This is a genomic window from Camelimonas sp. FR25, from assembly GCF_059740505.1.
This window is the reverse complement of the sequence record NZ_JCAWFG010000101.1, coordinates 43,458-67,496: the sequence shown is the minus strand read 5'-3', so window position 1 is coordinate 67,496 and position 24,039 is coordinate 43,458. Positions and strand designations below refer to the sequence as shown.

Below are 24,039 nucleotides of genomic sequence, written 5' to 3'. Positions count from 1 at the left end.
CTGTTTAAGCGTCAAAAAACGGGTGCGAGGGTTGTTGATCGTCTATCGCGCGACCCTCGCAACCCTCGCGCGCAAAATCTGGGCGCGAGGGTGCATCAACCATCCAGCGACCCAAAGGAGCTGCGAGGTAGGGGCACGTCGACCAGTTCGACGCCGAGCCATTTGCGGATGCGTTTGTCTTCGCGCTCAAAACCCTTCTTTTTGAGCGCGAGGCTGAAAGACTTTTCCTTCCACGGTCTTATGGCGTTGGCGTCGCAAAACCGCGTGAAGCCCTCGTACATGTCGCGCGCCTGGACGCTCCAGTCCCGCCGCTCGCGGACGCAGGCCGTGACGAACGCGCCGACAGGGTCCAGATCCTCGCGGTGTGCCTCTGTCAGGGCCGATACGGCGGGCGGTTCGTGCAGGCCCTCCCTCAGAAAGATCAGCGCCCCCTCGATGGCCCAGTTCAGGATGCCCGGAGCCTCGGCCATCATTTCGCTCACCACGTCCTTGAGCGGCCGCTGCTCGTCTGCAGGCACCTTCACTGGCCAGAGGACAAACTTCAGGCGCCGCCAGATGCCGTGGTCGAGGCCGCTGATGTCCGGCAGCTCATTGCCGGACATGAAGGGAATGAACTCGGGCAGGAGGTCGAAGAACCCCTTGTTCAAATGGCGAACGGGCATGGGCTCACCGCCTGTCATCGCCTTGACCAACCCCTCGCGCAGGGGCGTGTTGCGGGGCAGTTCGGCAATGGCGACGAAGCGTTTGCCGGCGAGGCGTGCGAAATCCGGCGTCGCCTGGTCTCCACGGCCTTCGAGCGCGCCTGCGATTGATTCCGGCTTCAGTCGCCCGCCATACCCGCCCAGCAGTTCAGAGATGATCTCCATGAACACCGATTTGCCGTTCGCGCCGTCGCCATACAGGAAGATCAGCACCTGTGTGGTTGCGCCGCCCAGTAGCGCGCGCCCAACGGCAATCTGGATGAACCGCCGCACGTCGGGGTCTGGCTGAAACCGCTCCAGCCACGTCAGGAACAGGTTCGCCACGGCATCCGGCTCATAAGAGCAGGGGGCAATCTTTGCGATGAGGTGTGCCGGGTCGTGCGCCAGCAGCTCCACGCTGGAGCGGGGCTTCCGGATCATGCGCCGTGCGTCCGGGTCCGGGCATTCCAGATCCTCGACCTCTTCGATCCACTTCCGGAAGCGCAGCGTGCCGTTGGCGACGTTGAACAGCATATGGTCGGCGTCGAGGTCCGCCGGCGCATGCGAGCGGTGCGGCAGGGCTTGCGAAATCATCGCTACGGTCCGGGCGCGGTTGCCGCATGACACAGCGAACTTGATCCGATCGCCGCGGCGCTTCCGCAGACGTGCCTCCGCTTCAAGCCCGTCTTTCAACACGGCCTTGTCTGCGTCGGACAGGTCTTCCGCGGGCATTGATTTCAGCGGCTCGGCGGCCTGAATCGCGGCTAGGTCGCGAGCAGAGACCGTGACATGCGCAGCCTCCAGTTTGATGCGACGGGCTGTCTCCTGGGCGAGACGCTGTACATGCTCATCACCGCCCTCAGGGTCCCAGTGCGTGCCACTCCAGACGTGGGCGCCGATCTCGCGCACATTTATCCAGTCGCCGCCGAAATGGTTGATCAGCCGCTGACCGTTGTCAGTGTCATTCTGATCAAGCAGGGCGCAGGCGGCGACCACAGCGGGGTCCGGTCTGCCATATGGCGAGGGTTCGCCATTGTCGCCACCGCCGTCATCAGGAGGCTGCGGAGGATCACCCGCATCCTGATAGTCGCTCTCATAGGTCTCGGCATTGTCGATGATGTCGACGATACCCCTCATGACGTCATCGCTCATTGGCGATCCCCCTGTGCGCCATTGGCGTCAAACTTGTTGGCTTCATTGCCCCAGGCGTCCCATCCGGGCCGGCTCTGGCGGGCGAAAATGTCGGCTCGGCGCAAGCCGGGCGTCACGGCTTCGATGAGCGCATAAGCCTCGTCTGGCTTGCGCGAATGCTCGCGCGCCAGCCCATCGACCAGCGCGTCATCGATCGTTTCAATGAGGTTGGCGACCCCGCGCCCACGCGCCTGATGACCGTCCAGCGTGCCGATCAGGAACGGCTCGCATACGCTGCGGATGACGTAGCCCGTGCCCCAGCGCAGCTTGCCGCTGCTGGTGCGCTTGGCCCATGCCCCGCCGGTCACCGGCTTGACGCCCCAAGCGCGCATCACCGCATCCTGACGGCCGATCAGAGGCCAGGTGCACCACAGCATCATCACGCCGCCGGGGGCCAACAGGTCGCCCACGCGCAGAGCCTCGATGTCGGCCAGTGACATGGTGCCGTACTGGGCCTCTGGCGACTTTGCCTTGCCGGCATCGGAATAGGTTTTCCATTCCCACGGCGGATCGACCATCACCACGTCATAGGAGAACAAAGGCAGATTGATCATGCCGCCGCCTCCATGATCAGATTGTTGAAATCCTTGCCACTCGGCGCGAACGCCCGCCGGATATCGCGGCCGGATCGCGCATAGCGTCGCGCGGCGCGCTGCAGCGTTGTCTCGGTCAGGAAGCGGTCACTGTCGCCGTCGCCCAGCAACAGCAGGTACGACACGCTGTATGGAATCGGGATGGCGCGCGCGCCCATGTCGGGCACGGGGCCGGGGATGCGCAGCGGGCTACCGTCCCGCCTCTTTGCTGTCGGGTGCGGCGTCGTGCCGGCGTGAGGCCCGCCGAGATTGCCGAGCGCAACCGAGGTCCAGAACGCCCACCCGGTGAGATCACGCCCCACTGCGGCGAGAGCTGTCCACACGGACAACACCGTTTCAATCCCTTCACCAATCACCAGTGCGCGCGGCGATGCGCAGCGGATCAATTCGATGCGCCCACCGGCCATCACGCCACGGACCTTTTTGGCGGGCAGAACCTCGCCAGTGTCCGGGTCAAGGATCACTGCCTTGCCCTTGGGCTGGTCCAGATCGATCCATGTGATGTGCAGGCCAGAGAATGCGCCGTCCGGGCCGATGATCGGCGCCAGCATGGCAGGGCCTCGGTGGATCACGCGGGCGCGGTCTTTATCCGGTCTGCCCGGGCGCGGCTCACGGCCATGGAAGTAGGGCATGTCTTCGACCGCGCGCAGGTGATTGCTGGCCAGCTGCCAAAGCCCCCGGCGCGCCAGATAACCCGCGACCGCTGCGGTATTGGGCGGCGCGGCGCGCTGCCATTCCTGATACAGCCGCAGACGTTCTGTCTCGGCGCGGCGCGCCGTGATCTGGGCGCGCTCCAGCTCGTGTGCTCGCCGTTGTTCGGCGCGCTGACGCTCGGCCTCCGGGTCCACCGCCTCAGCCGCACCTCCCAACCGATCAACGGCCGCGCGGAAATCGCAGCCGTCCCGCTGCATCACGAAGCTGATGACATCTCCGCCCGCCTGGCAGACCGCGCAAACGAAGGTGTTGGTGTCGAGGCGGATTTCGAAGCGCTGGCCACGGTCGCTGCCGCCGCACATGGGGCAGGGGCCAACAAGGCCCCGCCCCATGCGGCTGCTGCGCAAGGGCACGCCAGCGAGGTCCGCGATCTGCCTCTCTGCGCGAATACGATCGAGTTCGGCTTGGGCAATGCGGGCCATCTCAAGCCTCCCGCATGGCGTTGCGGATCATGTCGGAAAGGTCGCCACCCCACAGGTCCGAGCCGCGCAGGGCGCGGGACACGCTGGACCGGCTGAGGCGGAGCGCGCTGGCAATGGCATGCTGGGGCCAACCCAGTTCATGCAGGCGGCGCGCTGATCGCTGCAGGCGTTTGACGTTGCGCCGAACGACCACCACGCGCCTCCGGTTGCGGGAGCGGGACAAGACGATCACCGGAAATGCGAAACATTCGATGGCGCGACGCCGCGTGCGCGGGCGCGCCAGTTGTATGGCAGCAGATCACGAGGATCCTCGCGCGCCTCAGGATAGGGGCCGGGGCAGTTGGCCTTCAGCTCAGCCATGACAATGTCGTCGACAGCAATTGCCCGGCGGCGCGCCGCAGCCAGTTCTGCGCGCTCCTTCGGCGGAAGATCTGAAACGTCGATATCTCGATAGCGCATGTCGATACCTCAGCTATTCGCCACATTGGCGAGCTTGCGGGTGATGCGGGTCAGATTGTCCTGATGCTCTGCAGCGCGGGCCTGGACGCGGCGCGCTTCAGCTGGCGTGAGTTCACCGTCGGAAAGCGCATCCGACATTTCCACGGCCATGCGGGCGCCGGAGCCTGTGACGCCAATCAGGTCCGCAACGAAGCTCTCCTGCCGCGCCTGCTCATCGGCCATGGGTACAAGGCGATGGCCGCTCAGTTGGGCTAGAGCGCGGGACACGATGGGCTTCTGCGAGACGTGTTCGAGGTGGAAGATCACTTCGAGCGGCGGTAAGTCGCCGTAACCGTCGCCGCGCCACCGGCTTACCGTTCCCGGCGAAGCGCCGGTGATCTCCGCAACGCGCTGGGCGCCCGTCGAGCCAGGCACGGCCATGGCGGCAACGAGGTCGCGAACGGCCGACTTGATCAGCGTGAACAGGCCATCAGGCAAAAGGGTAGCGCTCACGAAAATCGCCCCTGCGTTATTTCGTTCGGAAACTGGAATGTGCGTGGGAGAGTCAGCGCATCAGATCAGCGCAGCAGCGCTCAGGGAGGGTCGCGAGAATGCCGGAGGAGCCGGACACCACTGCTGATCAGCAGCTCCGCGCCCAAGGCGAGCCAGCCGGCGGCGCGCACAATCGCGGCGTAGAGCGTCCAGCCGCAGGCCAACAGCGAAACGCCCACAAACCTCCGAGCCCGGAGATGCTGGCTCTGCGCGATGCGGTGCAGAGGCTGGAGGCCATCAGGCGGCGTCATGATGCCCTCCGTTCGAGCTCAGGCTTCATGAAATCCGACGGGGCCACCTGACCGTTGGTGACTTGTTGGATCTTGAGCAGTTCGCCAAGTCGGGGGGCCCGCTCGCCATAGCGCCACTTCCGTACCGCCGACGCAGTCACGGTCCCAATGAGTGCCGCAAAGGCTGCGTTGGTGAGCCTATTGGCTCGCATGTAGTCGGAGAGCTTCATGACCCAATAGTTCCCAATAAGGGAACTTTAGTCAAGGGGTATGTGACCCTTATCGGGAACTGACAAATAGATGGTTTGTGGGGCATGTTCCTGGCATGGAAAACCCGTTGAGAACTCTGCGAAAAAAGAGCGGCCTGACGATTGAGCAGGTCGCTGAGGCTATCGGCATGTCGCGGGGCGGCTACATCAAAGTCGAGCGCGGCGACCGCAACATGACGCTCGATTTCATTGAGCGTGCGGCGCGCCTTTTCAACGTGCAGAAGTCCGCTCTCCTGGACGGTAAGATCGCAGGCTCCGATGTTGAGGTGAGTGTTCCAAAAAGTGCGCTCCTGCCCATCCGCGTCGTCGGCACCGTCGAAGCCGGCGCGTTCCGCGAGGTGGACGAGTTTGACCAGAGCGAATTCGAGGAAATTTACGACGTCCCGGATCCGCGCTTCCCCAAGGCTCGCCGCGCCGCCTGGAACGTAGCTGGCGACTCGATGAACGCCCTCCAGCCTCAGCCCATTTTCCCGGGTTCACAGGTGATCTGCGTCGATTTTGATGACTTGGAGGGCCGAGTTCCCCTGCGCGACGGGATGGTGGTCGTGGTCGAGCGTACGCGGGATGGTGGCCAGACGCGGGAATGGTCAGTGAAGCAGGTTGAGGTCTACGAGGACCGGACGGAGTTCCATCCACGCTCGACCAACCCGAAGCACAAACCGATTGTGGTTGCGCACGACCTTCACGCCGATGATGGGCAGCAGGTCGCTGTGCGCGCCATCGTTAGGCGGGTGGTGAACGATATACCGATGTGAGTTTAATCATCGTCATCCAGCATTTTCAGGAAGGTCATCTGTCGCGACTTCGGGAAGCTCCCCGGAAATGCTCGTTCATACTTCTCTAGGAATTCTTCTTTCGTATCACAGACCTTCATTAAATTTGTCGCTATGGCTATTTGCTTTTCCAGAACGGGCTGCCCGAGCCCAGGTGACAGCCAGCTATGATTTTTATTCTTGCGCTGCCACTTCTCATCTGGCGGATTGCGAGCCTCAAGCTCCTCCATGACCTGTGGCGGCAGGTGGTCGTAGATAAGGACTTTGGTCAGCTTGCCAGCGTATCTAGGCCCCTTGATCCCCGATTTTGGGGGCCATGACCACTTCCATAGCCGGAACATCTCCTTGTAGTAGACAAGTGGAAATTTTGCTGCCCACGGAATGAGCTCTTCCGACAAGTACGCGGAAAGCAGCATCTGTAGTTCGTTCTTCGCTCTGAATTCTTGATAGCAAGGGGTGGATTTTGGCTGTGGCCGGTTCAATCGCTACCATTGGGACGGCCTTGGTCGCGGCAGCAATCGCCGCCGCGCCGCTAGTTCAGGCGTGGTTGGGGATTGCGCGATAACCAGTTACACGCTCCTCAGAGGCCTCTTTCATTTGGAACAGAACCTGAGGCTAGAGTGTTTCCCATATGCCCCGCCTCCCCCGACGGGGCAAAGCCCCCGACCGGAGAGGCCCCATCCGTTCCAGTCCGGATGGGGCTTCTCTTTTTCGGTTCCTTGGTTAATCTGATGTGCGCGCGCTTCCCCCGGCGCGCCAGAAAGCGAAATCCCGCCCGGCCCCCACCCCTTTTCTAGGGCGGGGTTTCCTTTCGAAAGGATGTAGGCCAAGCTGAAGTTGCGCTGGATTCCTCCCGCGTAGCACTTCGGCCCCGCCTGCTTTGACTGGTGGGGCTTTTTCTGCCTCAGGCAGTGCCGTCCCGGATCGCATCCAGTGCTTCATCCGGGATCACGCCGTAAATGCCGAGGATCACGGCGTCATCAAATTCGCCTGTTTTGATGTCCCCTGTGCGTGAGAACGCGACAGCCCCAACGACCTTGTCGCTGAGCCTCTGCGCCTTCCGAACAGCCATGCCGCCATCTGGCGCCTGATACGCCTGACCGGGTCCAACGCGATTCTTGCCCCGGTGCTCGAACGGCTGCACGACGTAGAGCGTCTTGATGCTGGTGTTTTCGGCCTTTGACATCATTCCCTCCTGCTCTTCGACTGGCTCACGCTGACGATCATCCCAATTGCGCTGTCGCAGCCCGCGCAGCGGTAGCGAACGCGGCTGATTGCGGCGCTCTCCATGAGCTCGTCCACGTCGGCCGGCGCGTCTTCATCGTCCCCAAAATCAATGAGCTTTGCGCTCTCCCGCATGCAGTTGTGGCACCGCATCATCAGCCTGAACCGGCGTGACGGCGGCGCAAAATTGTGAACGTCTCCTTGCAACATGGCCTCTCCCCCGTGGCATTTGTTCCATTTTTGTTCTCGTGATGAATGGAGAGTCAATAGGCCGACGCACACTGCAGCCAGATTGAACCAATCTGCCAAAAGTTCCCAAATAGGGGTTTACAAAAGTTCCCAAATAGGGAACGATAATCTCCATCGCCACCCGGCATGGAGGCCACCCCGTGCAAGCCCCCCACGAACAAGCCACGCTCAATCACCTCTGCGGTGACCGGGCCATCGGTCAGTTGACCGATGACGCCCGTCAGCTGCTCGCGCGCTTCGGCGGCGATCAGGACGTTTACTTCATGCGCCTTGGCGGGAAGTTTTACTCAGTCCGCCTTGCGGCTCTCGTGGCCAGACTTGGGCCGGTCGAGGTTTCGCAGTGCCTTGCGGAGCGTCGCGGCGAGGCGCTGCGCTTCATCCTCGCTCAGGACGATTTTGATTTCTTCGCTGGACCCGAGGGTGAGCCGAATGGTTGCTCCCCCCTGCAGGGGGCGCCGGTTGCGTTTGGCCCGGCTGACGCTGGCGCTCTGATTGGCAAGGTGCATGTTGCTCTCCCTGGCTGCCGCGCGACTGAGGTTACGCCCAAGCCAATGCTTGGCAACGAAACTAAAGTCGCCACCCATGACGGCTACATCTGGCCCGTCTCCCGCGCCCGCATGACGGACGCGGACGCCATCCACGCCCGCATGACGGACGATCTGGTGGCCGCAGCGGCTCAGAAAATCCCAGCCACTGGCGTCTTCAGCTACCTGCAGCAGCAAGGCTGGACCAACAGCCAGATCGTCGACCACAGCCGGACCGCGATTGATCTCGCCGTCTCCGCCAAGCGCGGAGCTGCAGCATGATCGCAGCATTCTCCCGCGGCGCGCTTGAACTCGCCCTTCTCAGTCTCTGCATCGGAACCGTCGCCCTCTGGCTCGACCTTCTGGCAGGTGTGCTGTGAACGTCTTCGCCCGCCTCGCCATCATCAGCCTCGCCATCGTCTGCTGTCTCGCCGCTTACATCTTGAGCGGCATGCGCGGCGATCTGGATCACGGCGCCATCATCATCGGCATCGTCGCTGGCGCTTCCATCCCTGCCGTCTTCGCGGTGGCCGCAGCCTGCCACGCCCGCATCACCGGTCATCGCTCCGAAGACGATTTCCATGGTGACCAGATTTCCGGAGATGTCCCATGACGTGGATTCAGACCAGCACGGGCAGGGCGTTCGACCTTCTCCATCCGACGCCGGACATGGTCGACCTGAAGGTTGATGTGCCTGAAGCGCTGGCGCGCATCCCCCGTTTCAACGGCCACGTCATGAGCGGGCCATACTCGGTCGCGCAGCACAGCGTCCTTGGCGCCGACATCATAATGTCCCGCACCCGCGACAAGGGGCTTGCAGCGGCGTTCCTGCTGCATGACGCCCACGAGGCATATCTCGGCGATCTGACCACGCCGGTGCAGCAGGCGTTGGGGCAGTTGCTGGCGGAAGTGACGCCAGCCGCAGGAAGTCTGTTCGGGCTCGTCCTCAACCACGCCAAGGCAAGGATCGATGAGGCCATCCATGCGGCAGCTGGGCTGAAGTGGCCTCTGCCGGAGCGCGCCCGCGCTCTCGTCAAAGAGATTGACCTCGGCCTGTTGCGAACCGAACGCGACGCGCTCCTGGGCGCGCCGCCTGCACCTTGGCTCCCTCACATCGAAGCCGCGCCCCGCCTGCGCCTCGGCAACAAGCTGAAGCCCCAACCGTGGCCGGACGCTGCTGCGGATTTCGTCGACCGTCTCAACCGCTACTGCCCGTCAGCTCACGCGCGGGCGGCCTGACATGAAAGGCAAGGAGCATGCGCAAAATTGATGCCAGCGGCCTACAAGTCGATCCTGCCGCGCCGTTCGCGCCCGGCCCCGCACCCATGCAGCAGTGGCTTCCAATCGCCGAACTTGACGTCGATCCGGAATACCAGCGGCCAGTGTCTGCGCTGGGCAAGCGCAACATCCGCAAAATCGCAGAAGAGTTTACGTGGGGCAGCTTCATGCCCGTCGTGGTGTCGCCGGTGGCCGGCGGACGTTACGCCATCATCGATGGGCAGCATCGGGCCACGGCCGCGCTGTTGCGCGAAGTCGAACAGGTGCCGTGCATGGTCGTTATCGCCGACCGGGCCGCGCAGGCGGCGGCGTTCCAGCGCATCAATGGTTCAACGACCAAGATCAGCCGCCTTGCACTGCATGCGGCGGCGGTCACCGCGGGTGATCCCGAGGCGCTCGAGCTGGAAGATGTGTGCGCCCGCGCCGAAGTGAAGGTGCTGCGCTACCCGATTCCGATAGCGGACCAGAAGCCCGGTCAGACGATGGCGTTGGGCGCACTCGCGAAAGCACTTCGTGATCATGGTCGCGACACCCTGGTTACTGCGCTCAACTGCATCACCCAGACCAGCAATGTACCCGGTGAGATCAACGCCACGACAATTGGCGCGCTTTGCTCGGTTCTCGACGGAAACCGCCACTGGCGGGATGCCGGTGGGAAGCTGCTGGACGCCATGGATAGCTTCGACTTCCTCGCAGAAACGGAGCGGGCGAGGGCTGGCGCCAGAAAAATAGGGGGCAATGTGAGCGAACGTCTGGCCGCCAGTCTTCGCAATCACCTGCAGGTGAGCCTGGGCATGGAGGCCGCGTGATGACCGATCAGAACATAGGCATGGCCGACGTGTCCGACACCGACGTTGCGGCCGACGAACTGAAGCAGTTCATCGAACGCCTTGAGCGCCTTGAGGACGAAAAAACCGGCATCGCTGGAGACATCAAGGAAGTTTTCGCCGAACTGAAGGGTCGCGGGTTCGATGCAAAGGCCGTCCGGCAGATTTTGCGGATCCGCAAGAAAGATCGCGCAGAGCGGCAGGAAGAAGAAGCGATCCTTGAGCTCTACCTGCAAGCCTTGGGGATGGAGTGAGTGACATGGCCCGTTACAGACGCATCACCAAGCTCGTTGAAGTCGAGGTGGAGATCGATGAAAGCGATCTGCGCGAGCTGGCTCCCCATGAAAACGACGGCGACCACCTACTGGACCTTGCGGCAAGCGAAATCAGGCGCGGCAGGCTTCAGGAAGCCGCGATTTATATCGCACGCGCCATCCCGCAGCTGTCTGGGCTCGATGATCTTGCAAGCCGGCAAGCCTTTGCGGGGGCGTGACCATGCACTTGACCGCAGAACGCTCCGACCTGCTGAAGCCCCTGGAGGCTATCGGCCGCATCGTCGAGCGCAAGAGCACCATCCCAATCCTCGGCAACCTGCTGCTGCGCACAGACGGCAACAAGCTGTCCATCACCGCCACAGATCTCGATATGGCTGCAACCGCGACTGTGCCGGCCCAGGTGACCGTGGCTGGCGAAGTGACGGCGCCGGCGCACATGCTGGGCCACATCATTCGCAAGCTTCCTGACGGATGCCAGGTTGAGATGCGCGTGGCTGACGATGGCACCCGCATGACGCTCAGGGCAGGGCGGTCGAGGTTCACCTTGTCCCTGCTTCCGGCCAGCGACTTCCCGCTTTTCGACGCCGACGAAGGCCAGCGGTTCGATCTCATGGCCGTTGAAGTCGATATTATGCTCAAGGGCATCGATGTTGCGATTTCAACGGAAGAGACGCGCTACTACCTCAATGGCGTGTACCTGCACACGCCGACGGGCAGCCCTGACACCCTCCGGGGCGTGGCGACCGACGGTCACCGTATGGCGCTACTCGACATTGGCCCAGTTGAAGGCCTGTCCGGCATGCCAGGCGTCATCGTGCCGCGCAAGGCCTGTGCGGAGCTGCGCAAGCTTGCCTCCAGCCGCCCGGCCTCGCAGATGAACGTGATCCTGTCGAAGCGCAGGCTGTCGATCACCTGTGGCGATATCAGCCTCACCACCAAGCTCATCGAGGGCACATATCCGGATTACATGAGGGTAGTCCCGCAAGGGAACCCGAACGTGGCCACGCTGTTCCGGGAGGCCTTGCTGAAGGCCGTGGAGCGCGTGGCGACGGTGATCGAAGGGCGCGGCAAGGCGGTCAAGTTCAGTTTTGCGGGCGGTGGCCTCACCCTATCGGTCGCCAATCCTGACGCCGGCGCGGCGGAAGAGATCGTCGACTGCGAACTGGTGGGCGACCCGGTCGAGATCGGATTCAACGCCGCCTATGTCCGAGACCTCCTGAACGTCGTCGACGCAGACCGCATCGCGATCGAACTCAACGATGGCGGGTCGCCCGCGCTTATCCGTGGCCTGAGCACCGAAGCCGAGGGGCATACCCTTGTGCTGATGCCGATGAGGGTTTGAAATGTCGGTCACCACCCCGGAAGAGATCGTTGAACGCCGCCGCTCGGCCGCTCGCCGGTATACCCAATCCGAAAAGGGCAAGTTGAGCCGAGCGCGGGCTGCAAAACGAGAGTGCCCGGAAGCTCGACGAAAGCGCGATAAGCGCCGCCGCGAAGCCATTGCTGAGAGGCGAAAGGCTGATCCGGAGTTTGACGCCGCATATCGCGCGAAAGAGCGCGAGCGCGACCGCCGCTACAGGGCGACGGAAAACGGCAAAGAGCGAGATCGTCGCTATGCAGAGGCGCATCGCGATCAGATAAACGAGCGGAATAGGCTCTATCATGCCGGGCACGGTCGGGACGTGTCCACCCGCGCGAAGGCGGCGTACAGCAAGACGCCCAATGGCATGCGGATCACACGAGAAGCTGTGAGGCGGCGATACTTGCGCAATCACATGACGCGCGCCAAGGCGGACGAGCTATGGCGTGTCGCCAGTAAAGCCGCGCCGGCATATCTGCCGCCTGACACCCGGGACGACATTATTGGCGACCTGATCACTGAGGTGATGTCTGGCAAAATCCTGATCACCGAGATCGCAAAGAAGGCGGCCGCAATAATCTCTGCCAACCGCAAACACAACAGCAAGTGGGGTCCACAGTCACTCGACGCCGAACGATGGGACGGCAGCGGACAAACCCTGCATGACACGATCAGCGAGGGGCTTTGGCAATGACCAGAAGCGCGGCTTCCGAGAAAACTGTGCCATCGCGCCATCTTGCCCTGCCTCCTACACTGGCCCCACGTGGCCTCGCTCGCGAGGAGGCGGCCGCATACATCGGCGTCTCGCCCCGGATGTTCGACGAAATGGTGCGCGACGGCCGCATGCCGAAGGCCAAGCGGATCAACGCCCGGTCCGTTTGGGACCGGCGATCAATAGACGCGGCGTTTGACGATCTGCCGGGCGCCGGTGAGACTGCCCCAGTGGATGGCTGGGATAACGTCGACTGATATTGGAGCGACACCATGGTGCGCCGCCTTCCAAAATACTGCGTCGAGGACACTGATCGCCACGGCAACATCCGGGTCTATTTCCGGAAGGCTGGTCAGCCCAAGGTGCGCTTGTCCGGAATGCCATGGACTGAAGAGTTCATGGAGCAGTACCGCGAGGCTCTGGCGCTTGGCGGGCCCAAGCCGGAAGTCACAGATCCGTCGAAGGGTGCGCCTCAGCCGGGCACGTGGCGCTGGCTGTGTGTCGAGTATTTCCGCCGGTGCTCAACTTATCTACGGATGGACGAAACGACCCGCGACGCCTACCGCCGCATTCTGGAGGGAACCTTCGAGGAGCCCATCAGCACCCAAGGCAATGCGGGCGGGCTCAACTTCGCAGGGCTGCCCATCGCGCGCATGACCGTGAAGCATGTCCGTGCCCTGCGTGACCGCAAGATCGCTACGCCGGAGGCCGCGAACAGCCGCGTCAAAACGGCGAGGGCGGTGTTCAAATGGGCGATGGAGGATGAGCTCGTGCCGACGAATCCGGCCGCCGGCGTGACATACTTCAAGACGCGCAGCAGCGGCCATCACACATGGACAGTGGAAGAGGTGCGCCAGTTCGAGGCCACACACCCGATCGGCACGAATGCGCGCCTCGCAATGGCGCTGATGCTCTACGCGGGTGTGCGGAGATCGGACGCGGTGAAGCTTGGTCGCCAGCACATGGCCGATGGCTGGCTGCGATTCACCGCGCACAAGAACCGCAACCGGTCGCCCGTAGCCATTGAGTTGCCAATCCTGCCGGAGCTCCAGCGTGTGATTGATGGCAGCAAGACTGGTAACCTGACATTCCTCATCACGCACCAGCACAGGCCCTATACGGCGAAGGGCTTCTCAGGGCAGTTTCGAAAGTGGTGTGACGATGCGGGGTTGAAGCACTGCTCAGCCCATGGCGTCCGGAAGGCGGGGGCGACGATCGCAGCCGAGAACGGCGCGACCGAAAAACAGCTGATGGCGATCTTCGGATGGACTGAAGCCAAGATGGCGGCACTTTACACCCAGAAAGCGCAGCGCCGAAAACTTGCCGGCGCTGCAATAGGTCTCATTCAGGTGAGGTAATGAGGCTTACGCCGCCTTGTAGGCCACGTTTGCGCAGCGACGGGACCTGCCGTTGCGCCATGTCGCGGGCTCCACGACAGGTCCCGCCTCAACCGCCCGTGAAATGGAAAATCACAACCGTCAGGTCGAACGCAGGGCGGGATAAATGATGGGGGCAACGTCACTGCACTTGGCCGACGGGCCGCGAAACGGATTTCCATCACACGGGAGTGCGCTAGCCCCCTTTGGCGGGGGCAACATCGCGATGCCATGGGTGGTTTCAGCTGCTGAACATCTCCTGCGCCACAGCGCACCCCCGTGCCTCGCGGCACGGCTCACGCGTTCCCGGGCCGATGTTGATCCGTTGTCTCATCCGGTGTTTGCCGCTGCAGGATTCCAGCGACCGCTTCGTCTATTACGGCCAATACCATTGGGTCAGCGTGTCCGCCTCCGAGCAGGAGATCCTTCGCGCCAAGCAAGATGCCAACCCAGACCTGGTCATTGAGAGGTTGCTGGGCCTCGCGCTCTTGCCGGAAACGCTCCAGTGCGGCCCATATGTCGCTGACCCGCTCTTCGGGGCGTCGATGCTGTTCCGCTGCCAAGCGTTGAGCTTCGGCAATAAGGTGCTGCGCGGTGAGCTTTGGCAAGGCGACTCTTCCGTTCGAAAACCACATCCGTCTATGCGTCTATCACCCTTTATTATCCATTCTCCAGTTGCATAACGCATTTGTGGGAAACATTCCGGTGGCCTAAACACTTGCTCACTAAGAGGGCAATGGGTAACTGCATGGCTAGACGGATCATCACGGCAACGGGCTTGGCGGCTGCACTCGCGGTTGTCGCGGGAATGTGCGGATATTTCCTTGTTGCTGTGGACGCGGCTGAACAAACCATAGTCCCCTTTGCGTCGCTGGTTGGATTTGGCGTCGGCTTGATCATTGGCGCGGTCGCCAAGCAAGTGCGTCAAGGCGTAGCGTTAGGGCTGGGTATTAGCGGGCTGGCCTTCCTACTCTTGCCGATTTCGACCAAGGCCCCTTTCAGCGCCTTGCTGCCGGCCCCTCTCCTCGAGGCTGGTACAAGTCCGAGACTGGCGCAGGCGGTGGAGGCCGTGATTGACGGCCCAATAGGCTACGTGGGCGGCGCCATCCTTCTGCTAATGGGATGGGTGTTGTGGGGTCTGCCAGACAAGGTTGCGACACAAGATGGGCAACGATGGTCGGATCGGGACGATGATCCGCTGACGAGCTGATCGGCGAACGGCTTCTCCATCCAGTTCTGGGAGTAGGGCGACTACGCGGTCCCGACAGCGCTCTCGGTGTGCGCCACGTGGGGATAACGATCCCGCAGATAGCGGTTTAACAGCGAAGCGGCAAATGGCGATCTTCGGGCGTTCGGCGGCCGACAGGGCAGCGCACTGCACGAAGAAGGCGATGCGTCGCACTCTAGCTAGGGCGGCCACAGGTTCCATATCGTTCGGCGAATGCGCCCCTTGGAACCGACAGTGCATAAGGGCGTGCAGTTGGCCGCGCCCTGATTTGGACTTTGCCTGTCTCGGCGCCAAGCACTCGAGATAATTCTGGCGACGTGCTATTGACAGGGCGGAGGTGCCTATGAGTCGCTTGAAAGTTTGCAGTCTGTTCTCGGGTATCGGCGGATTCGAGCTTGCCGCAAGCGACGGCTATCAGTTGGTGCATCTGTGTGATGTGGATCCTGCGGCTCAGTCAGTGCTTACAGCTCATTTCCCCGGCGTTCCGCTGTCAGAGGATGTAAAACATCTCCGCAATCTGCCCACGTGTGACGTTTTGGTGGCCGGTTGGCCGTGTCAGGATTTGAGCCAGGCCGGACGTATGGCGGGGCTTGCAGGCGAGCGTTCAGGGCTGATCAGTGAGGTCTTCAGGCTGCTTGAGACAGCCAAGGACCGGCCAAATTTTGTCATTTTGGAGAATGTAGCGTTTGCCCTCCATTTGGACCGAGGTCGCGCGGTCCAGTATGTAACGTCAGAGCTTGAGAGGCTAGGCTACAAATGGGCTTATCGAATCTTAAATACACGGCTGTTCGGCCTCCCTCAGCGCAGGCGGCGGTTATACTTTGTTGCCTGTATCGAAGGCGATCCGGCCTCAATATTGTTGGATCAAGGTCTCATCGATCTGAAGCCGCTCCCAGAGCGTCTCTTCGGCTTTTATTGGACGGAAGGAAACACGGGCATCGGGTGGTCCGGGGAGGCCACTCCTCCGCTAAAGGGCGGCTCAAGTCTCTCTATCCCTTCTCCGCCCGCGATTTGGAATCGTGAGACCGGCCTCTTCTTCTGCCCAAGCATAGAGGATGCAGAGAGGCTGCAGGGCTTCCCTGCAGGATGGACGCTCCCTGTTTTACAAGCTGGATGCTCGAATCGTGTGCGCTGGCGACTAATCGGCAACGCCGTTAGTGTCCCCGTGGCGGGTTGGCTTCTGTCGCGCGTCGCGGCTTCACGTCACTTTCCCTTCCAGGGCGAGCCTGAATTGCCCTCCGCTCAAGGGCAAACTCATAATTTTGCAGTTGGTGGTCAAGGCCGCACCACCAAGTACAATGTCCAGCACGAGGGGCCAAGCCAGCCGCGTCTGGCTCAGCTATCACATTTCGAGTTGATCGGTCAGCCACTGTCACTTCGGGCTGCAAGAGGGTTCCGAAAGCGGCTGCTGAAGAGTTCTCTACGCGTCGAACGCAAGTTCCTGCTTGATCTTGCTATTTATTGCGATGACCCTGTTGAGTTAGAAAAAGTTGCTTAGTTCTATACCTCGAAAAGAATCGAATTAATGCAATCATGAACTTGCGAACGCGATCAAGTTTTTCGATCAAGTCGTTAGTGGTATATTCAGCGCCCACGTTCTCAAATGTCTCGTCCCCATGCGCCAAGTCGTTGCGCAACCGTCTTATTAAGTCGATATCAGAACCACCAAGGGTGGCATTCGGGGCTTTCCAAGTGTGACCTAGCGACTCTGTCAGCCGAAATATTTCCTTATTGCTAACATTTCCGGCGAATGGGAGGCGGTGTGTGTTCTCCTTAGAAACCCAATCAATGCGCCCAGGGATGAAAGACAGAAAATCATCCAGTATTTTGTCATGGCTAGTGCCAGACCGCAGTCGGTCGGCGAAATGTGTTCGGATTAGTTCTCGTCGCCAATGGTTAGATATATCAGTGAAGCCGAAGCTGCCGGATTGAATGTCAAGCCGGATCGAAGCTACCGCCTCTCTGATTGCAAACTCGATACAATTGTAGATCATAATGAATGCACAAGCCCGAGAGGCAGTGATAGCTGCGTTGGCCCGGTAAAATCGGCGTCCCGGCAGGCTGCTACGCTCCTCAAGGTCTTCTAGCGAGCGGAGGTAGGCACGCACTTCCTTCGCTCGCCGTCGAAATTCAACTTCGATCTCCATGTCAGCCGCCTGAGAGCAGGTGATCACGGACGAACTCAATGCGATCTCTCAACTTGGGTGCGCTGTTGCTCGCATCTGTTCTGACGTGACGGTCAAAGTCTTTTGACCGGAGCCAGCCGAGATCGGAAGGAGGACTGTCTAGGCCATCCCGAAGAGCCAAGGCTGTGCCAACGGCAACGGCCTCGAAACGGACGCGGGGAACCAACTTCCCTGTGTCCGTTCGATAAAACCCCCTCGGGTAGTGGCGCTGGATGAAGCGCATTGTTGCGTCAAAATGGCTCCGCAAATCATCCAGGTGGGCTATGTCTAAGCTCGCATTCAGGGCCGCCATTTTCGTATCGAGAAATCGACGAACATCGTGTTTGAATTCCTTATAGTAATCCATATAAATATAGAAGCGCGTGACAAGTTCCTGGCGTTCGCTATCAGCATCTGTCCCTTTCCCCATATCTGGCGTCACTGCCACAAATTGTGGGGAACTGGCTGAGCTAATTACCAGATCAAGGAATGGTCCCTTAAATACACCTTTTCGGATCTCTGCATCTTGGAGTTTCTTGCCCGTGGTATTCAAGCGCCGAAACAAATCGATGCGGGTCACTTCATCTGTGCCGTGGTCCAGCACAAATGATCGCAGTGGAGTATTATGTAAGCGGCGCTGAACAGACGGGGGCAAATCGTCGAAAGTTAGCTTGTTGAGAATGGAAAGTCGTTCCAGGTCCTCAAGGCGCAGCCTTCCACCCAAGAAGTCAACAATGCTTCGCAGGCGTTGGGATCCGTCCACAATTTCCAGTCTGCCATCTACGTCATAGAAAAATACCGGGGGTACTGGTATTCTAATTAACAGGCTTTCGATGAAGTATGACTGCTGTTTCTTGGTCCAAGCGAGGTTCCGCTGATACTCTGGGATGTATATGTCCCCTTCCTTCGGGTTGTCCTCTTTGAATTTGCTGGCCATAAGCTCAACAGAGAAATCGGTTACAACGTAACGTACTTCTCGGCGGGTTATTTCGATTGCCTGCTCAATCTCGGCCATCGTGGCATGCTTATGCGCCATGTCGATTCTTTCGCCCACCGTATGGTTATGGTACCGTTGGTAACCTTGGCCATCTGCTTATCATTTATCAAGGGCCTAGCGCGAGGATGCCTCACGACGCCGCCGCTAAAGACACTCTAGATGGCGACCTGAGGCGGTAAATCAAAAATTTGACTAGCGGCCTCAATAGCGTCGGGGAAAACCCGCTGTCTCACTTGATATCGCTTCATGAAATGCACTAGAAAGGGTCCCACTCACCATCGGATTACCCTCCGGTGGGACAATTCGGGCGAAAAGGTAATCCTTTTCAATGCCGAATTTCGCGGGCGTAGTTCAGTGGTAGAACGACAGCTTCCCAAGCTGTATGTCGAGGGTTCGATTCCCTTCGCCCGCTCCAAAAAAATCCGGTTAAATCAAATGGTTATAGCAATTTGACCAGCTTGGCCTGGGCAGGGTCAGACTATGCAACGCAAGCGGCGATTCATGAGACGCGTGTCCCGTTCAAGCGGCGCATATTTGCTTCACGCTGCAGGGGGAACTGGGGGGCAAAATGTCCCGTTTGGCGGCTTGTGCGCGACCCTGGGGCTGCGGCGATAGACAGATCGGGGCGCTCGCGCGCCCGTGGGTGGCGAGCGGTCATCGCTCGTGGTGCGTTTAGGTGCGGCTAAAGGGCCTGGCGGGCGAGGGCTGCTTCTGGCTGGCAGGACGTGCTGTTAAACCAACGGAGAAGGGCCGCGGCATCCGCGCTCTCGAGCCGGTCGCGGCCCAATCCTGCGTCACATATGATCCACTGGAGATGTTTCACGCCGTGCGCCGGGTCCAGCGCCCTGCTGAGCAGGCGGCCCAGAGTGTCGTAGTGGGCCACGGATTTTCCTGCCTTGTATACAAAGTCAGCCTCAACCATGGCGCCAGCGTGCGCCTCGTAGAATATTTTCGGATCGAAATTTCCAGCCATAAAAAGTCTTTCAGCGTGAGTTCAATTGGGACGCCACCGAGCTCGCTGGCGAAGGGAGTAGCGCCGCCCGTCGCCGGTTGCTTCTCTGCAATCTGGATCTGATCGAAACGCTCGTGGGCACAGGGGCGGCGACAAGATGCAGGCGAATTTCGCAGATCGTCGCGTGTGCCGCGGTAACGTGGGCTTTGATCAGCCCTTGCCCGGCTTGCCGTTGAAGAAATGCGTCGTCGGGCTGAAATAGCTGCTTCCGTGCACATCGTGCGGGGCTCGCGCCACCTTCTTGTCGCTGTGATGCGGAAGGGGGGGGACCGACTGCCGATCGCTTTGCTGATCAGCCTGTTTGCGAAATTCCTGATAATTGTCGTTGGCGTGGGCCATGTTTCCCTCCTGGGAACAGGCTGCCGGACCGCAGCAAAAGGATAGGGCTGCACGGCCTGGGTGGCGGCGACGCGTCACCCCCTATCCCTAGTCCACCATTGTGGCTCAACTAAGCTGGCGCTGCGTCAGTCAGCGCGAGGCTGCCGTGCCGGTACTGGGCGTAAGCAGACCGAGCCCGGAGCGTCTTCGCACTGCTTCTGGGTGTGACCGTGAGATGCGCGTGGGGCCGCGGAAACCGGTGCAGTTAGCCGGGCCAACGTTGCGCGATGTTAAATTTCGAGCCACAAAAATTGACGGTATGAAAATATTTCTTGATAAAATTCGGAATGGCTGTATATTGCAACAATCGATATTGCTTATGAACTTTGTTTTTGCGCACTGCGTAGCGGCGACTTTCCTTTTCAATTCGAACTAAAGCGCGCTTGGCATTTTATGCTTGGCGGGAAAATCTATGTGAATTCTGAAGGGATTCGTCATGAATATCGGCACGGTTAAGTTCTTCAATGCGGTTAAGGGCTTTGGTTTCATTACGCCGGAAAACGGTGGCGCTGACATTTTTGTCCACATTTCGGCAGTCGAGCGTTCGGGTATGTCCTCCCTCTTTGAGGGTCAGACGATTTCGTTTGATGAAGTGATGGATCAGCGCAAGGGCAAGTCAGCCGCAGAGAACCTCAAGGCTGCCTGATTTATTGGTAGTTTGAGTATGTAAAGTAGGGTCCCGTTCGGGGCCCTATTGTTTTTGATTAGGATGCATTTTGATTACTGGTACAGTTCAGTTTTTTAACCCGCTCAAGGGGTGCGGTTATATTCTACCTGACGATGGGACAAGCGCTGTTTTCTTGAGTGCTTCGGATATATCGCAGTCCGGCCTCAGCGCCGTGTACGTGGGGATGCGCGTCAGGTTTAAACTCCATCCCGCCGGGCAAGCATCGCACTAGGCGGTTTATGCCAGGGTCAGGTAAGCGGATCCAGCGCTGAAACGGACGCGGTATGAACCGCAATGGTTCTGCCACGGCTGACGCCTGCCTGTCCTCGGCAGCCTGGCCGGTCGCGCCTGAGCCCCCCATCATCGCTTCGGTTCGCGTCCGGCTAACCAAACCCACTACGGGTGGGGCGATGGCGACCGTGAGTGTTCGGGCCCATCGGGTGGCGGCATGCGTCGCACCCGCATTGGCGGCCGACGCCATTGCATCGCGGCGCTTCCCAGCCGCCCGACGAAATCGCGCCCGGACCGTGGGTTGAGGGCGCCAAATTCGACCAGCGTTTGCAATTGTTTATCAGAGATTCCCAAGCTGTATGTCGAGGGTTCGATTCCCTTCGCCCGCTCCAGTTTTCTTCAAACCGGCAACGCTAGCCAATTCGTCCACTGATCGCAGGCGCCCCGAGGTCGCGGGCTGTGGTCAGGCTGGCTGGCGGCTGTGGCGGGTGGGTTCGCCGGCCTGGCGGGAGGCGGCGGTGGGGATGTCGTTGGCCTGGGCGTCGGTGGGGGCGGCGCGCCATCGGGTGGCGGCGTCGCGGGCCGCGGCGAGCGCGGCGCTGGACAGGCTGGCGGCTACTTCGTCGCGGCGGGCGGCGGCTTCGGCATCGCCAGCGCGGGCCGCGATGTCGAACCAGCGCCATGCTTCAGCTGGATTGGCCGCGCCGCCCAGCCCGCGCGCCAGCAGCACGCCCAGATTGTACTGGCTGTCGCCCAGGCCGCGGTCAGCGGCCGCACGGAACCAGCGGAGGGCAGAGGCGTAGTCGGGCTGGCCCATCGCGCCATCGGCGAACATCACCGCCAGATTGTGCATGGCGCGCACATTGCCGCGCTCGGCAGCGCGGGCGTACCATTGTTGGGCCTTCTGCGCGTCCTGCTCAACGCCGGCGCCCTTTTCATACAGGCGGGCGAGGCGATATTGCGCCGGGGCCTGGCCACGCTCGGCCGCCTTTTCCAGCAGGCTCGACACCAGCCTGGGTGAGCCGATATTGGCGCCTTCCGCCAGCCGGTCCGCAAGGGCATGCAGCGCCGCCGGATCATTGATGATCGAGCCGGGACGACCCGGCTCGTTGGCGAGCTGGCTGCCAATTTTGGCCGGCGCCGCCTGGGCTGGACTGACGCCCATATCGGCGGATGGCAGCATGGCGTCCGGCACCGCGCGCAGCACCGGCGCCAGCAGCGGGGCCGCGCCGCCGGCGACCACAGCTGCCGCGATCCACAGCAGGCCCTTGCCGCGAAGCCAGCCGGTCACCGCCGCACGGGGCGAGCGGCCGCCAGCCGCAGGGCGGCGTGCGCCTGATGCAGGCGTGCGGGGATTGTCGACACGATTGCCGCCAGCGCGCCTGGCGGAGGCGATGAAACGTGACCGGACCTCGGCGGTCGAGGGCGCCGCGCCCGCTGGCCTGTCGCCAAGCTGGGCGGCGCGCGGCATGGCCAACCCTGCAGAGGCTGCGGCCTGCCTCGCTGTCCCGTCGTCTTGCGTCGATGTCTCCGCCACAGGCGTGGCGACCACGGACATGGCGCGGGCATGGGCAAGGCGATCCGCTTCCTCTGCGGCCTCCCGGTCGGCGCGCAATTGTTCGGTGAGGGCGGCGACGCTGTCTTGCAGGGCGCTCAGACGGGTTTCGACCCGTGCGATATTGCGGCTTTGGCCGGCGGCGGCATCAGCGAGTTCGCTGCGTAACGCCTCAGCGGCCCGGGCCTGGGCCTGGGCTTGCTCATTGACCTGCATTTGGGCCTGCATCTGGGCCTGAGTTTGCGCTTCGCTGGCGTCCGGCGTTGGCCCCGTGGTGGGCGCGGTGGCCAGGCTGACGAGGCCGGCGATGCGCTCGGCCGCATCGTTGATCGCATCCAGCACCGGGCGGGTCACAAGCGCGCCGACATCAGGCTGGGGCTGCGCAGTGGGCTGCGGCATGGCCGCCATGGCTTCCTGCAGCAGGGCGCGGATATGGTCGCTGCTGATGCGATCGCTGGCCACGTTATTCAGCGTTTCGGTGAGCGCGCCAAGGCGGGCGTCCATGCGGCCAAAGCCATCGTCCAAATTCCAGGCCGGGTGGGAGGCAAGGGTGCGCGTCAGATCGCTGAGGTGATCGTCTACGGCGTCGAGCCGCGCGTCGATCTGCTCCTTCAACTCCGTCGCGACCGCAGCAGGCATCCCCTCAAGGGCGGCGACCAGGTCCGGGCGCTCGCGCAAGCGCGCGCCTGCGCTCTCGCCAGCCAGCGCCTGGTGAACGGCTGCGGCGACCAGGCCACCGATGTGCGTCCGCAGTTCATGCGTTAAGGCGCCGTCGGCAGGGGGCGTTGCAATACGCCGGGGCAGGGCCTGTTCGGTGTGCGCTGATTCTGCACTGCGGCGCGCTGCGCTATCAGGCGTCCGGGATGGGGCCGACGTCCCCGAGGGGGAAGATGCCCTGGAAGGGGCAGCCGCCCTGGCGTGTCCTCGCGGCTGCGATATCCGCGTTGGTCCAATCTGGGACAGGTCTGCGCTCTGGCCTGCGCCGTGGGCTGCGTATCGGGCGATCCGGGCCGCAATGCGCGGGTCAGTTGGCGCAACGGCGCCATCAACGGCTTGCGACCGCCCATGCAACGGCTCCACCGCCGCAATGACAGCGCGGTCGTCAGGCATGGCGTCGAGGGCTGCGACATCTGGCCGCATTCCGACGTCGAGGGCGGCGGTAAACCGGGCGTTCTGGGTCATCTGGTCGCCATCTGGCTGTCCCCCGCCATGCCGAACCGAAACAGTTGTAACTATAGGCAGCGCCTTAAAGTCGCGTCGCAATGCCGGGCCAGGCGAGGGCGGTTTGTACGCCCGGGGACTATCGTCGCAACATGGTAAAGGACTGGTTAACGGGGTGTCGCGGCGGCCGGGCCTGCAGGCCTTACGGTAATGTTGGCGCCTAAGTTGTTGCGGGTCACAAAAATTTGAGTAACGTAAACATCCGCATCCATTCCTTGGGGGGGGGGGATATGACTGTTCAGAACATCGCGAAGGTTCGCGACAATACCACTCACGGCATCGCTGGCCTGGATCTCAAATCTGGCCACGATCACGATCAACAGCCGGAGCACTATCTCATCGGCGATCTTGCGCGGGACTTCGGCGTGACGCTGCGCGCCCTGCGCTTCTACGAAGACAAGGGGCTGCTGAAGCCAACGCGTCGGGGCGCCGTGCGTCGTTACACTGCTCGCGATCGCGAACGGCTGGCCATCATTCTCAAGGGCAAGCAACTCGGCTTCACCCTCGGCGAGATCGCAGGGATGATCGAGCGTAACGACGGCGACTTTGCGTCATCGGCGGAAGGGCTGACCCTGCGTCTGTCGGTCGACCAGATCAGCGAGCAGATTCGCCACCTTGAAGCGCAGAAGCGCGATATCGAGGCGGCGATTGCGGAACTGGAAGAGAGCCGCGACCAGGCTGCGCGTCGCGCTGGCTGAGCCTTCCGGGTCACCAGGCCCGTGACATGACAATCCCGTGCACGGCCGATCAAGCGGACCAGGTCCGCCAGGCTGTGCACGGGTTTTTGCATTTTGCGACAGATGATGCGCGTGGCGCGCCACGCATTTGCCGGTCATTGCACCAACTGTGTCGCACGTGTCCGCCAATAGACCGGCCCCAATGCTTCCGTGCTCCGGTC

The 24,039-nt window shown here is 61.6% G+C and carries 30 protein-coding genes and 1 tRNA gene; 18 read left to right on the top strand and 13 right to left on the bottom strand.

Going from position 1 to position 24,039, the window contains the following annotated elements; translation table 11 throughout:
• Positions 1 to 95: 95 nt before the first annotated feature.
• The 6 genes from AC6A67_RS14690 to AC6A67_RS14665 all read right to left on the bottom strand — a co-directional run bounded on the left by AC6A67_RS14690 (position 96) and on the right by AC6A67_RS14665 (position 5,032).
• On the bottom strand, positions 96 to 1,832 hold the full coding sequence (locus tag AC6A67_RS14690) for a DNA primase family protein (protein ID WP_498037300.1): 1,737 nt from the start codon (positions 1,830 to 1,832) through the stop codon (positions 96 to 98).
• The gene (locus tag AC6A67_RS14685; RefSeq protein ID WP_498037299.1) at positions 1,829 to 2,389 is read right to left on the bottom strand and encodes an MT-A70 family methyltransferase; all 561 of its coding nucleotides are present in this window, start codon (positions 2,387 to 2,389) and stop codon (positions 1,829 to 1,831) included. The genes AC6A67_RS14690 and AC6A67_RS14685 overlap by 4 nt, the downstream gene beginning before the upstream one ends.
• A 32-nt stretch (positions 2,390 to 2,421) precedes the next feature.
• Positions 2,422 to 3,600: a DUF7146 domain-containing protein gene (locus AC6A67_RS14680; RefSeq protein ID WP_498037298.1), complete on the bottom strand. Its 1,179-nt coding sequence runs from the start codon at positions 3,598 to 3,600 to the stop codon at positions 2,422 to 2,424.
• Between the two features lie 468 nt (positions 3,601 to 4,068).
• Positions 4,069 to 4,551: a phage regulatory CII family protein gene (locus tag AC6A67_RS14675; protein WP_498037297.1), complete on the bottom strand. Its 483-nt coding sequence runs from the start codon at positions 4,549 to 4,551 to the stop codon at positions 4,069 to 4,071.
• A gap of 80 nt (positions 4,552 to 4,631) precedes the next feature.
• Positions 4,632 to 4,841: a hypothetical protein gene (locus AC6A67_RS14670; protein WP_498037296.1), complete on the bottom strand. Its 210-nt coding sequence runs from the start codon at positions 4,839 to 4,841 to the stop codon at positions 4,632 to 4,634.
• A complete protein-coding gene (locus tag AC6A67_RS14665) occupies positions 4,838 to 5,032 on the bottom strand; it encodes a helix-turn-helix domain-containing protein (protein WP_498037350.1) in 195 nt (64 codons plus the stop codon). The genes AC6A67_RS14670 and AC6A67_RS14665 overlap by 4 nt, the downstream gene beginning before the upstream one ends.
• A gap of 113 nt (positions 5,033 to 5,145) precedes the next feature.
• On the opposite strand from AC6A67_RS14665, the gene AC6A67_RS14660 reads away from it, so the two are divergent.
• Entirely contained in the window at positions 5,146 to 5,844 is a 699-nt protein-coding gene (locus tag AC6A67_RS14660; protein WP_498037295.1) for a helix-turn-helix domain-containing protein, read from the top strand.
• 2 nt (positions 5,845 to 5,846) lie between these two features.
• Here AC6A67_RS14660 and AC6A67_RS14655 read toward each other — a convergent pair whose 3' ends face one another.
• From AC6A67_RS14655 to AC6A67_RS14645, 3 genes are all read right to left on the bottom strand, one after another.
• A complete protein-coding gene (locus tag AC6A67_RS14655; RefSeq protein WP_498037294.1) occupies positions 5,847 to 6,278 on the bottom strand; it encodes a P63C domain-containing protein in 432 nt (143 codons plus the stop codon).
• A gap of 488 nt (positions 6,279 to 6,766) precedes the next feature.
• Positions 6,767 to 7,048, bottom strand: coding sequence for a hypothetical protein (locus AC6A67_RS14650; RefSeq protein WP_498037293.1), 282 nt, complete (start codon positions 7,046 to 7,048; stop codon positions 6,767 to 6,769).
• A complete protein-coding gene (locus AC6A67_RS14645) occupies positions 7,048 to 7,296 on the bottom strand; it encodes a hypothetical protein (protein WP_498037292.1) in 249 nt (82 codons plus the stop codon). The genes AC6A67_RS14650 and AC6A67_RS14645 overlap by 1 nt, the downstream gene beginning before the upstream one ends.
• A 179-nt stretch (positions 7,297 to 7,475) precedes the next feature.
• On the opposite strand from AC6A67_RS14645, the gene AC6A67_RS14640 reads away from it, so the two are divergent.
• The 13 genes from AC6A67_RS14640 (at position 7,476) to AC6A67_RS14580 (ending at position 16,413) form a co-directional block, all read left to right on the top strand.
• Positions 7,476 to 8,141, top strand: a complete 666-nt coding sequence (locus AC6A67_RS14640) for a hypothetical protein (protein WP_498037291.1) — start codon at positions 7,476 to 7,478, stop codon at positions 8,139 to 8,141.
• A 94-nt stretch (positions 8,142 to 8,235) separates the two neighbouring features.
• A complete protein-coding gene (locus AC6A67_RS14635) occupies positions 8,236 to 8,472 on the top strand; it encodes a hypothetical protein (RefSeq protein WP_498037290.1) in 237 nt (78 codons plus the stop codon).
• Complete coding sequence (locus AC6A67_RS14630; RefSeq protein ID WP_498037289.1) at positions 8,469 to 9,098, top strand: hypothetical protein; 630 nt, start codon at positions 8,469 to 8,471, stop codon at positions 9,096 to 9,098. The genes AC6A67_RS14635 and AC6A67_RS14630 overlap by 4 nt, the downstream gene beginning before the upstream one ends.
• 17 nt (positions 9,099 to 9,115) lie before the next feature.
• Positions 9,116 to 9,946: a ParB/RepB/Spo0J family partition protein gene (locus AC6A67_RS14625; RefSeq protein ID WP_498037288.1), complete on the top strand. Its 831-nt coding sequence runs from the start codon at positions 9,116 to 9,118 to the stop codon at positions 9,944 to 9,946.
• 20 nt (positions 9,947 to 9,966) lie between these two features.
• Complete coding sequence (locus tag AC6A67_RS14620) at positions 9,967 to 10,218, top strand: DUF2312 domain-containing protein (RefSeq protein ID WP_498037349.1); 252 nt, start codon at positions 9,967 to 9,969, stop codon at positions 10,216 to 10,218.
• Positions 10,219 to 10,223: 5 nt separating this feature from the next.
• Positions 10,224 to 10,457 carry a hypothetical protein gene (locus AC6A67_RS14615; protein ID WP_498037287.1) on the top strand — a complete coding sequence of 78 codons (234 nt, stop codon included), beginning with the start codon at positions 10,224 to 10,226 and terminating at the stop codon, positions 10,455 to 10,457.
• An 8-nt stretch (positions 10,458 to 10,465) separates the two neighbouring features.
• Complete coding sequence (gene dnaN, locus AC6A67_RS14610) at positions 10,466 to 11,581, top strand: DNA polymerase III subunit beta (RefSeq protein ID WP_498037286.1); 1,116 nt, start codon at positions 10,466 to 10,468, stop codon at positions 11,579 to 11,581.
• Between the two features lies 1 nt (position 11,582).
• Positions 11,583 to 12,293 carry a hypothetical protein gene (locus AC6A67_RS14605; RefSeq protein WP_498037285.1) on the top strand — a complete coding sequence of 237 codons (711 nt, stop codon included), beginning with the start codon at positions 11,583 to 11,585 and terminating at the stop codon, positions 12,291 to 12,293.
• Positions 12,290 to 12,568, top strand: coding sequence for a helix-turn-helix transcriptional regulator (locus tag AC6A67_RS14600; protein WP_498037284.1), 279 nt, complete (start codon positions 12,290 to 12,292; stop codon positions 12,566 to 12,568). Before AC6A67_RS14605 ends, AC6A67_RS14600 begins: the two co-directional genes overlap by 4 nt.
• A 15-nt stretch (positions 12,569 to 12,583) precedes the next feature.
• A complete protein-coding gene (locus tag AC6A67_RS14595; protein ID WP_498037283.1) occupies positions 12,584 to 13,669 on the top strand; it encodes a tyrosine-type recombinase/integrase in 1,086 nt (361 codons plus the stop codon).
• 359 nt (positions 13,670 to 14,028) lie between these two features.
• Positions 14,029 to 14,370 (top strand): hypothetical protein, encoded by a 342-nt coding sequence (locus tag AC6A67_RS14590; RefSeq protein ID WP_498037282.1) that lies wholly within the window; start codon positions 14,029 to 14,031, stop codon positions 14,368 to 14,370.
• A 65-nt stretch (positions 14,371 to 14,435) separates the two neighbouring features.
• Entirely contained in the window at positions 14,436 to 14,897 is a 462-nt protein-coding gene (locus tag AC6A67_RS14585; protein ID WP_498037281.1) for a hypothetical protein, read from the top strand.
• 361 nt (positions 14,898 to 15,258) lie between these two features.
• Complete coding sequence (locus tag AC6A67_RS14580; RefSeq protein ID WP_498037280.1) at positions 15,259 to 16,413, top strand: DNA cytosine methyltransferase; 1,155 nt, start codon at positions 15,259 to 15,261, stop codon at positions 16,411 to 16,413.
• On the opposite strand, the gene AC6A67_RS14575 is transcribed toward AC6A67_RS14580, so the two are convergent.
• Together AC6A67_RS14575 and AC6A67_RS14570 are read right to left on the bottom strand one after the other, a co-directional pair.
• Entirely contained in the window at positions 16,370 to 17,062 is a 693-nt protein-coding gene (locus AC6A67_RS14575) for an MAE_28990/MAE_18760 family HEPN-like nuclease (protein ID WP_498037279.1), read from the bottom strand. The genes AC6A67_RS14580 and AC6A67_RS14575 overlap by 44 nt on opposite strands.
• 1 nt (position 17,063) lies before the next feature.
• Complete coding sequence (locus tag AC6A67_RS14570) at positions 17,064 to 18,095, bottom strand: DUF262 domain-containing protein (RefSeq protein WP_498037278.1); 1,032 nt, start codon at positions 18,093 to 18,095, stop codon at positions 17,064 to 17,066.
• Between the two features lie 322 nt (positions 18,096 to 18,417).
• Between AC6A67_RS14570 and AC6A67_RS14565 the strand changes: the two genes are divergently transcribed.
• Positions 18,418 to 18,492: transfer RNA gene (locus tag AC6A67_RS14565), tRNA-Gly, on the top strand.
• A gap of 747 nt (positions 18,493 to 19,239) precedes the next feature.
• Here AC6A67_RS14565 and AC6A67_RS14560 read toward each other — a convergent pair.
• Entirely contained in the window at positions 19,240 to 19,428 is a 189-nt protein-coding gene (locus AC6A67_RS14560; protein WP_498037277.1) for a hypothetical protein, read from the bottom strand.
• Positions 19,429 to 19,903: 475 nt separating this feature from the next.
• Here AC6A67_RS14560 and AC6A67_RS14555 point away from each other — a divergent pair, with 475 nt between their 5' ends.
• Both AC6A67_RS14555 and AC6A67_RS14550 read left to right on the top strand, forming a co-directional pair.
• Positions 19,904 to 20,113 (top strand): cold-shock protein, encoded by a 210-nt coding sequence (locus AC6A67_RS14555; RefSeq protein ID WP_498037276.1) that lies wholly within the window; start codon positions 19,904 to 19,906, stop codon positions 20,111 to 20,113.
• 70 nt (positions 20,114 to 20,183) lie between these two features.
• Positions 20,184 to 20,366, top strand: coding sequence for a cold-shock protein (locus AC6A67_RS14550; protein ID WP_498037275.1), 183 nt, complete (start codon positions 20,184 to 20,186; stop codon positions 20,364 to 20,366).
• Between the two features lie 462 nt (positions 20,367 to 20,828).
• Here AC6A67_RS14550 and AC6A67_RS14545 read toward each other — a convergent pair whose 3' ends face one another.
• On the bottom strand, positions 20,829 to 22,598 hold the full coding sequence (locus AC6A67_RS14545; RefSeq protein WP_498037274.1) for a tetratricopeptide repeat protein: 1,770 nt from the start codon (positions 22,596 to 22,598) through the stop codon (positions 20,829 to 20,831).
• 773 nt (positions 22,599 to 23,371) lie between these two features.
• Here AC6A67_RS14545 and AC6A67_RS14540 point away from each other — a divergent pair.
• Complete coding sequence (locus AC6A67_RS14540) at positions 23,372 to 23,839, top strand: MerR family transcriptional regulator (protein WP_498037273.1); 468 nt, start codon at positions 23,372 to 23,374, stop codon at positions 23,837 to 23,839.
• Positions 23,840 to 24,039: the final 200 nt, after the last annotated feature.

Coding starts and splice junctions, on each gene's coding strand:
- AC6A67_RS14585 (WP_498037281.1), top strand. CDS start 14,436: ATGGCTAGACGGATCATCACGGCAACGGGCTTGGCGGCTGCACTCGCG.
- AC6A67_RS14625 (WP_498037288.1), top strand. CDS start 9,116: ATGCGCAAAATTGATGCCAGCGGCCTACAAGTCGATCCTGCCGCGCCG.
- AC6A67_RS14605 (WP_498037285.1), top strand. CDS start 11,583: ATGTCGGTCACCACCCCGGAAGAGATCGTTGAACGCCGCCGCTCGGCC.
- AC6A67_RS14580 (WP_498037280.1), top strand. CDS start 15,259: ATGAGTCGCTTGAAAGTTTGCAGTCTGTTCTCGGGTATCGGCGGATTC.
- AC6A67_RS14615 (WP_498037287.1), top strand. CDS start 10,224: ATGGCCCGTTACAGACGCATCACCAAGCTCGTTGAAGTCGAGGTGGAG.
- AC6A67_RS14575 (WP_498037279.1), bottom strand. CDS start 17,062: ATGGAGATCGAAGTTGAATTTCGACGGCGAGCGAAGGAAGTGCGTGCC.
- AC6A67_RS14685 (WP_498037299.1), bottom strand. CDS start 2,389: ATGGTCGATCCGCCGTGGGAATGGAAAACCTATTCCGATGCCGGCAAG.
- AC6A67_RS14630 (WP_498037289.1), top strand. CDS start 8,469: ATGACGTGGATTCAGACCAGCACGGGCAGGGCGTTCGACCTTCTCCAT.
- AC6A67_RS14620 (WP_498037349.1), top strand. CDS start 9,967: ATGGCCGACGTGTCCGACACCGACGTTGCGGCCGACGAACTGAAGCAG.
- AC6A67_RS14555 (WP_498037276.1), top strand. CDS start 19,904: ATGAATATCGGCACGGTTAAGTTCTTCAATGCGGTTAAGGGCTTTGGT.
- AC6A67_RS14645 (WP_498037292.1), bottom strand. CDS start 7,296: ATGTTGCAAGGAGACGTTCACAATTTTGCGCCGCCGTCACGCCGGTTC.
- AC6A67_RS14690 (WP_498037300.1), bottom strand. CDS start 1,832: ATGAGCGATGACGTCATGAGGGGTATCGTCGACATCATCGACAATGCC.
- AC6A67_RS14660 (WP_498037295.1), top strand. CDS start 5,146: ATGGAAAACCCGTTGAGAACTCTGCGAAAAAAGAGCGGCCTGACGATT.
- AC6A67_RS14650 (WP_498037293.1), bottom strand. CDS start 7,048: ATGTCAAAGGCCGAAAACACCAGCATCAAGACGCTCTACGTCGTGCAG.
- AC6A67_RS14670 (WP_498037296.1), bottom strand. CDS start 4,841: ATGACGCCGCCTGATGGCCTCCAGCCTCTGCACCGCATCGCGCAGAGC.
- AC6A67_RS14570 (WP_498037278.1), bottom strand. CDS start 18,095: ATGGCCGAGATTGAGCAGGCAATCGAAATAACCCGCCGAGAAGTACGT.
- AC6A67_RS14655 (WP_498037294.1), bottom strand. CDS start 6,278: ATGCTGCTTTCCGCGTACTTGTCGGAAGAGCTCATTCCGTGGGCAGCA.
- AC6A67_RS14600 (WP_498037284.1), top strand. CDS start 12,290: ATGACCAGAAGCGCGGCTTCCGAGAAAACTGTGCCATCGCGCCATCTT.
- AC6A67_RS14540 (WP_498037273.1), top strand. CDS start 23,372: ATGACTGTTCAGAACATCGCGAAGGTTCGCGACAATACCACTCACGGC.
- AC6A67_RS14680 (WP_498037298.1), bottom strand. CDS start 3,600: ATGGCCCGCATTGCCCAAGCCGAACTCGATCGTATTCGCGCAGAGAGG.
- AC6A67_RS14665 (WP_498037350.1), bottom strand. CDS start 5,032: ATGCGAGCCAATAGGCTCACCAACGCAGCCTTTGCGGCACTCATTGGG.
- AC6A67_RS14595 (WP_498037283.1), top strand. CDS start 12,584: ATGGTGCGCCGCCTTCCAAAATACTGCGTCGAGGACACTGATCGCCAC.
- AC6A67_RS14560 (WP_498037277.1), bottom strand. CDS start 19,428: ATGGCCCACGCCAACGACAATTATCAGGAATTTCGCAAACAGGCTGAT.